This window comes from Stenotrophomonas sp. PS02297 (assembly GCF_029959705.1).
Classification (GTDB): Bacteria; Pseudomonadota; Gammaproteobacteria; order Xanthomonadales; family Xanthomonadaceae; genus Stenotrophomonas; species Stenotrophomonas nitritireducens.
In genome coordinates this window covers 1-5,954 of sequence record NZ_JASCOS010000164.1, presented here as the reverse complement: position 1 = coordinate 5,954, position 5,954 = coordinate 1, and the positions used below count along the sequence as shown (strand labels likewise).

Below are 5,954 nucleotides of genomic sequence, written 5' to 3'. Positions count from 1 at the left end.
CCCCCCCCTCCCCCCCCCCCCGCCCCCCGCCCCCCCCGCCCCCCCCCCGCAGCGGTATCAGGCGCCAGCCGCCGCAGGCGCCGGTTCCGCGGCGGGCGCGGCCTCCGGCTGCGGGGCGTCGGTGGCGGGCGCGGCGGCAGGAGCGGGTTCGGCCGCCGGCGCCGGAGCGGGCTTGCGCGAGGCCAGCCACGTCTTGAATTCTTCCTTGGACACGGCCTTGACCACGATCGGCATGAAGCCATGGTCCTTGCCGCACAGTTCGGCGCACTGACCGCGGTACACGCCTTCCTGCTCGATGTTGGTCCAGCGCTCGTTGATGAAGCCCGGCACCGCGTCCTGCTTCCAGCCCAGCGCCGGCACCCACCAGGCATGGACCACGTCGTCGGACGTGATAACGAAGCGGACCTTGGTATCCACCGGCAGCACCAGCGGGTTGTCCACGTCCAGCAGGTAATGCGGGTCGGACGCCATGTTCGGCACCACGCCGCTCTGCCGCACCTCGTCGGACTTGCGGTCCAGGCGGCTGGTGAACTCGACGTTCTCGCCCAGGTACTCGTACTTCCACATCCACTGATAACCGGTGATCTTCACCGTCATCTCGGAGTCGCGGGTGTCGTACATGGAAATCAGCTTGGCCGTGGCCGGCCATGCCATCACCACCAGGATGATGATCGGGATGACGGTCCAGATGATCTCGGCCTTGGTGTTGTGCGAGAACTGCGCCGCCACCGCGCCCTTGGACCTGCGGAACTTGAAGATCGCATAGCCCATCGCGACGAACACGATCACGCCGATGACGGTACACACCCACAGCGCCACCATGTGCGCTTCCCACGCCATGCGCGCGGTATGGGTGACGCCCTTGCCCATGTTGAGCTGCCAGGGTTTTGGATCGCCCGCCTGGGCCCATGCCATCGGTGCCGCCAGCGCCATCGCCGCCAGCCCGAGTCCCTGCCTGAACCACATTCCCCACCTGTTGCTTTGCTTCATTGCCTAGACCCTTGACGTCATCGGTTGCGGCCTTCGTTGGCCGCGAGCAAGCCTTCCAGCGTCGCCGCCAGCTCCCTTCGTTCGGCAGGTGCGAGGAGACTCCCCACTTCGACCCGCTTCCCGCTGGAGACCAGCACGACCCGTTCGTCCTCGATCACCAGGCGCACCCAGTAGGGGTGAGCCCGGAAAACCGGCGGACATCCGGCCACGGGAATCACTTCCACGCAGTCCGGTCCAACCCGGATCTCTTCCCGGCGTTCGCCGCTGCGCCATGACGCGCGCAGGGCAGCTCCCACCAGGAAGCAATGCAATAACGCGAAGGCCGGGGCGAAAACGTTTCCAGACAGCCAGCCCAGGCCTGCCGAGAACAACATCAACCCTGCCAACGCGGCGAACAAAAGGACGAACTGCCGGGCGCTGAGCGCCCGTGGGGGATGCAGCACCAGCTGCGCACGTGAGCCGTCGGAAACCAGCCGAAGCATCTCGATCATGTCGCAACCGCGTCCGTACCGCGGAAAACGGCTTCGATGGTAGCCCCGCCCAATCACCCCGGCAAGCTCTCATTCATCAATGTCGTGATTGTTGCACTGCACATCGGGCCAGCCCCCGGACCGAATAGACATCGGCGGATAATTTGCCGGATTCGGCACAAATGATATGCGCGCGGAATTTTTTGCCGTATCGCCTGCGTACCAATGGTTCTGCAACCAAAAAGTGGTTGCAGGGAGGACTAGGAAATCCGTCTCCAATGATTAAAATGGCCGAATCCCAACGTGTCCCCATGTGGTCATGCCCATGAATGCAACGCCGTCCAACCACGCCGCCGCGGCCCAGCCGCTGCTCTCGCCCGAACTGCCACCGGCACCGGCCGCGCTGCGCCAGGCCATCACCGACGCCTGGCTGAAGGATGAGGCCAGCCACGTCCGCGAACTGCTTGACCAGGCCCGCCTGCCCGCCGCCGAGCAGGCCCAGGTCCAGGCCACCGCCGCCGACCTGGTGCGCCGGGTGCGCGCCCGCGCCAAGGACCAGGGCGCGATCGAGGCCTTCATGCGCCAGTACGACCTCGGCAGCGAGGAAGGCGTGCTGCTGATGTGCGTGGCCGAAGCGCTGCTGCGCATCCCCGACCAGGAGACAGCCGACAAGCTGATCCGCGACAAGCTCGGCGAGGCCGACTGGAAGCGCCACATGGGCCAGTCCGACTCGGTGCTGGTCAACGCCTCGACCTGGGGCCTGATGCTGACCGGACATCTGGTCGACCTGGCCGACGACACCAAGCGCGACGTGCATGGCGCTTTCAAGCGCCTGATCGGCCGCGTCGGCGAGCCGGTGATCCGCCTGGCCGTGCGCCAGGCGATGAAGATCATGGGCCACCAGTTCGTCATGGGCCGCACCATCGGCGAAGCGCTGGCACGCTCGCACAAGGGCGACAACGCCAACTACCGCTATTCTTTCGACATGCTCGGCGAAGGCGCGCTGACCATGAAGGACGCGCTGCGCTACCTGGAAGACTACAAGCGCGCGATCCACGCCATCGGCAAGGACAACCTCGCCCGCGGCGGCAAGGCCGATGGCGACGTGACCCGTTCGCACGGCATCTCGATCAAGCTCTCGGCGCTGTATCCGCGCTACGAGCACGCCAAGCGCGAACGCGTGCTCAACGACCTGGTGCCCGGCGTTCTGGAACTGGCGCAGCTGGCCAAGTCCTACGGCATCGGCTGCACCGTGGATGCCGAAGAAACCGACCGCCTGGAACTGTCGCTGGACATCATCGAGCGCGTGGTCAGCGATCCCTCGCTCAAAGGCTGGGAAGGCTTCGGCATCGTGGTGCAGGCCTACCAGAAGCGTACCCCGTACACGATCGACTATCTCGCCGACCTGGCCCGCCGCATCGGCCACCGGCTGCAGGTGCGCCTGGTCAAGGGCGCGTACTGGGACGCGGAGATCAAGCGCGCGCAGATCGACGGCCTGCCCGGCTACCCGGTGTTCACCCGCAAGCAGAACACCGACGTGTCGTACCTGGCGTGCGCCAAGCGCCTGTTCGGCCACGGCGACGTGCTGTATCCGATGTTCGCCACGCACAACGCGGCCACCATCGCGGCGGTGAAGCAGATCGCGCAGGGCCGCACCTACGAGCACCAGAAGCTGCATGGCATGGGCGACGACCTGTATGCCGAAGTGATCCCGGCCGACCGCCTGGACGTGCCGTGCCGCGTGTACGCGCCGGTCGGTTCGCACGAAGACCTGCTGCCCTACCTGGTGCGCCGCCTGCTCGAGAACGGCGCCAACTCCAGCTTCGTCAACCGCATCACCGACGAGGACGTGTCCATCGACGACCTGATCCGCGACCCGGTGGAAGCCGTGTCCTCGTTCGCCTCCATTCCGCATCCCAAGATCCCGCTGCCGGTCGATTTGCTGCGCAGCCAGAACCATGACAGGAACAACTCCATGGGCATCAACCTCGCCAACGACAACGCACTGCGCGCCCTCGCCGAGCAGCTCAACGCCGCGATCAAACCCTGGCAGGCCGCCCCGCTGGTGCCCGGCGCCAACACCACAGGCGCCAGCCTGGCTGTGACCAACCCGGCCGACAGCCGCGAGGTGGTCGGCCACTGGCAGGCCGCCGACAGCGCCACCGTGCAGAAGGCGCTGGCCAATGCCGTGGCCGCGCAGCCGGACTGGAACCGCACCCCGGCCGCCAGCCGCGCCGCCATCCTCGAACACGCCGCCGACCAGCTGGAAGCGCGCATCGCCGAGTTCATGGCGCTGTGCGTGAAGGAAGCCGGCAAGAGCCTGCCGGACAGCGTCGCCGAAGTGCGCGAGGCGGTGGACTTCCTGCGCTACTACGCCAAGCAGGCGCGCGAGCAGTTCGGCGCAGGCGAGAAGCTGCCGAGCCCGACCGGCGAGAGCAACGAACTGCAGCTGCATGGCCGCGGCGTATTCGTCTGCATCAGCCCGTGGAACTTCCCGCTGGCGATCTTCCTGGGCCAGGTCAGCGCCGCGCTGGCCGCCGGCAACAGCGTCATCGCCAAGCCGGCCGAGCAGACCAACCTGGTCGGCTACTACGCGGTGAAACTGCTGCACGACGCCGGCGTGCCGGCCGAGGTGCTGCAGTTCCTGCCGGGCGACGGCGCCACCGTCGGCGCCGCGCTCACCGCCGATGCGCGCGTGGCCGGCGTGGCCTTCACCGGCTCCACCGAAACCGCCCGCGCCATCAACCGCGCGATGGCCGCGCGCGATGCCGCCATCGGCGTGCTGATCGCCGAAACCGGCGGACAGAATGCCTTCATCGCCGACTCCTCGGCGCTGCCGGAACAGCTGGTCAAGGACGCGATCGGCTCGGCCTTCACCTCCGCCGGCCAGCGCTGCTCGGCCGCGCGCGTGCTGTTGGTGCAGGACGACATTGCCGACAAGGTGATGGCCATGCTGTCCGGCGCGATGGCCGAGTTGAAGGTCGGCAACCCGGGCGAACTGTCCACCGACGTGGGCCCGGTGATCGACGCCGATGCGTTGAAGATCCTCACCGACCACGCCACGCGCATGGACGCCGAAGCGCGCCTGATCGCCACCGCGCCGCTGTCCGACGAAGCCGCGCACGGTACCTTCTTCGCGCCGCGCGCCTATGAGCTGAAGGACCTGGGCCAGCTGCACAAGGAAATCTTCGGGCCGGTGCTGCACCTGATCCGCTGGAAGGCCGATCAGCTGGATGCGGTGATCGACCAGATCAACGCCACCGGTTACGGGCTGACCCTGGGCGTGCATTCGCGCATCGACGAAACCGTCGACCGCATCGCCTCGCGCGTCAATGTCGGCAACGTCTACGTCAACCGCAACCAGATCGGCGCCGTGGTCGGCGTGCAGCCCTTCGGCGGCCAGGGCCTGTCCGGCACCGGCCCGAAGGCCGGCGGCCCGCACTACCTGCTGCGCTTCGCCACCGAAAAGACGGTGACGGTGAACACCACCGCGGCCGGCGGCAATGCATCGCTGCTCACCCTCGGCGACTGATTCCGGACGCCCATGCGACAAGTGAAAAACCCCGCGAAAGCGGGGTTTTTCATGGCTGTCTAACACCACTGGGCAGCGCCCGGCGGGGCTTGACCGGTGATGCTCCCAGCGGGGCGTTGCCCCGCTCTACATGCGAGGCATGCAGGCGCCGCTATCGTGCCGGCGACGGGCCGCGGGGTTCATCCCAGGCAGGCGTACTCGTCCGGTGCCTGCTCAGGCGACCGCATCGGCCGCCTTCGCCCCTGCTTCGTCGCGCATCAGATGCCGCCAATGGCGCAGCGCCACCAGGGCATTGATCCAGAAACCGACATAGAGGATCGAGGTCAGGTGCAGCCCGCGGCTGTAGTACAGCGGCACCGCGATGCTGTTCACCAGCAGCCACAGCCACCACGATTCCAGCTTGCGCCGCATCATCAGCAGCTGCGCGATCATGCTCAGCACCAGCACCGCCGAATCGACGTAGGGCGCGTAGGCGTTGGTCAACCGCGTCAGCATCCAGCCATAGCCGGAGGTGGCCAGCACCGCCAGCGGTACCAGCCAGATCCAGGACCGCGGAGGCATGCGGCTGATCGGCAGCGGCGCGCCATGGTCGCCCCGCAGCCACTGCCACCAGCCCAGCACGCTGACGGCGATGAAAAAGAACTGCAGGACCATGTCCGCATACAGGTGCGACCGCTCGAACACCAGCGCGAACAGCGCACAACCGACGATGCCCAGCCACCAGGTGTGCACGTTGTTGCGTCCGGCCATCAGGATCGAGCCGGCGACGGCGATATTGGCGGCCAGCTCTAGCTGGAATGCGGGATCGGACAGGTTCATGCCCCATTGTCGCCCGCGGCGCAGCACAGGGCCACGCCGGCGAGGTCGCGGGCCACGTCGTCTCGCGTCTCGCAAACGCAGAAGGCCCCCCCGGGGCGGGGGCGGGCGGGGTTCGGGCGCCACCCCACCCGCGGGTGAGAAAA

Annotated in this window: 4 protein-coding genes; 1 reads left to right on the top strand and 3 read right to left on the bottom strand. The window is 67.4% G+C overall.

The genetic code is table 11. From position 1 onward, the window contains the following. Positions 1–57 precede the first annotated feature (57 nt). Both coxB and QMX80_RS17910 read right to left on the bottom strand, forming a co-directional pair. Complete coding sequence (gene coxB / locus QMX80_RS17915; RefSeq protein WP_235504330.1) at positions 58–966, bottom strand: cytochrome c oxidase subunit II; 909 nt, start codon at positions 964–966, stop codon at positions 58–60. Between the two features lie 41 nt (positions 967–1,007). Next, entirely contained in the window at positions 1,008–1,481 is a 474-nt protein-coding gene (locus tag QMX80_RS17910; RefSeq protein WP_055770964.1) for a DUF2244 domain-containing protein, read from the bottom strand. Between the two features lie 304 nt (positions 1,482–1,785). On the opposite strand from QMX80_RS17910, the gene putA reads away from it, so the two are divergent. Then, the gene (gene putA, locus QMX80_RS17905) at positions 1,786–4,992 is read left to right on the top strand and encodes a bifunctional proline dehydrogenase/L-glutamate gamma-semialdehyde dehydrogenase PutA (protein ID WP_282278525.1); all 3,207 of its coding nucleotides are present in this window, start codon (positions 1,786–1,788) and stop codon (positions 4,990–4,992) included. A gap of 213 nt (positions 4,993–5,205) precedes the next feature. On the opposite strand, the gene pnuC is transcribed toward putA, so the two are convergent. Then, positions 5,206–5,811, bottom strand: coding sequence for a nicotinamide riboside transporter PnuC (pnuC, locus tag QMX80_RS17900; protein ID WP_282278524.1), 606 nt, complete (start codon positions 5,809–5,811; stop codon positions 5,206–5,208). Between the last annotated feature and the right edge of the window lie 143 nt (positions 5,812–5,954).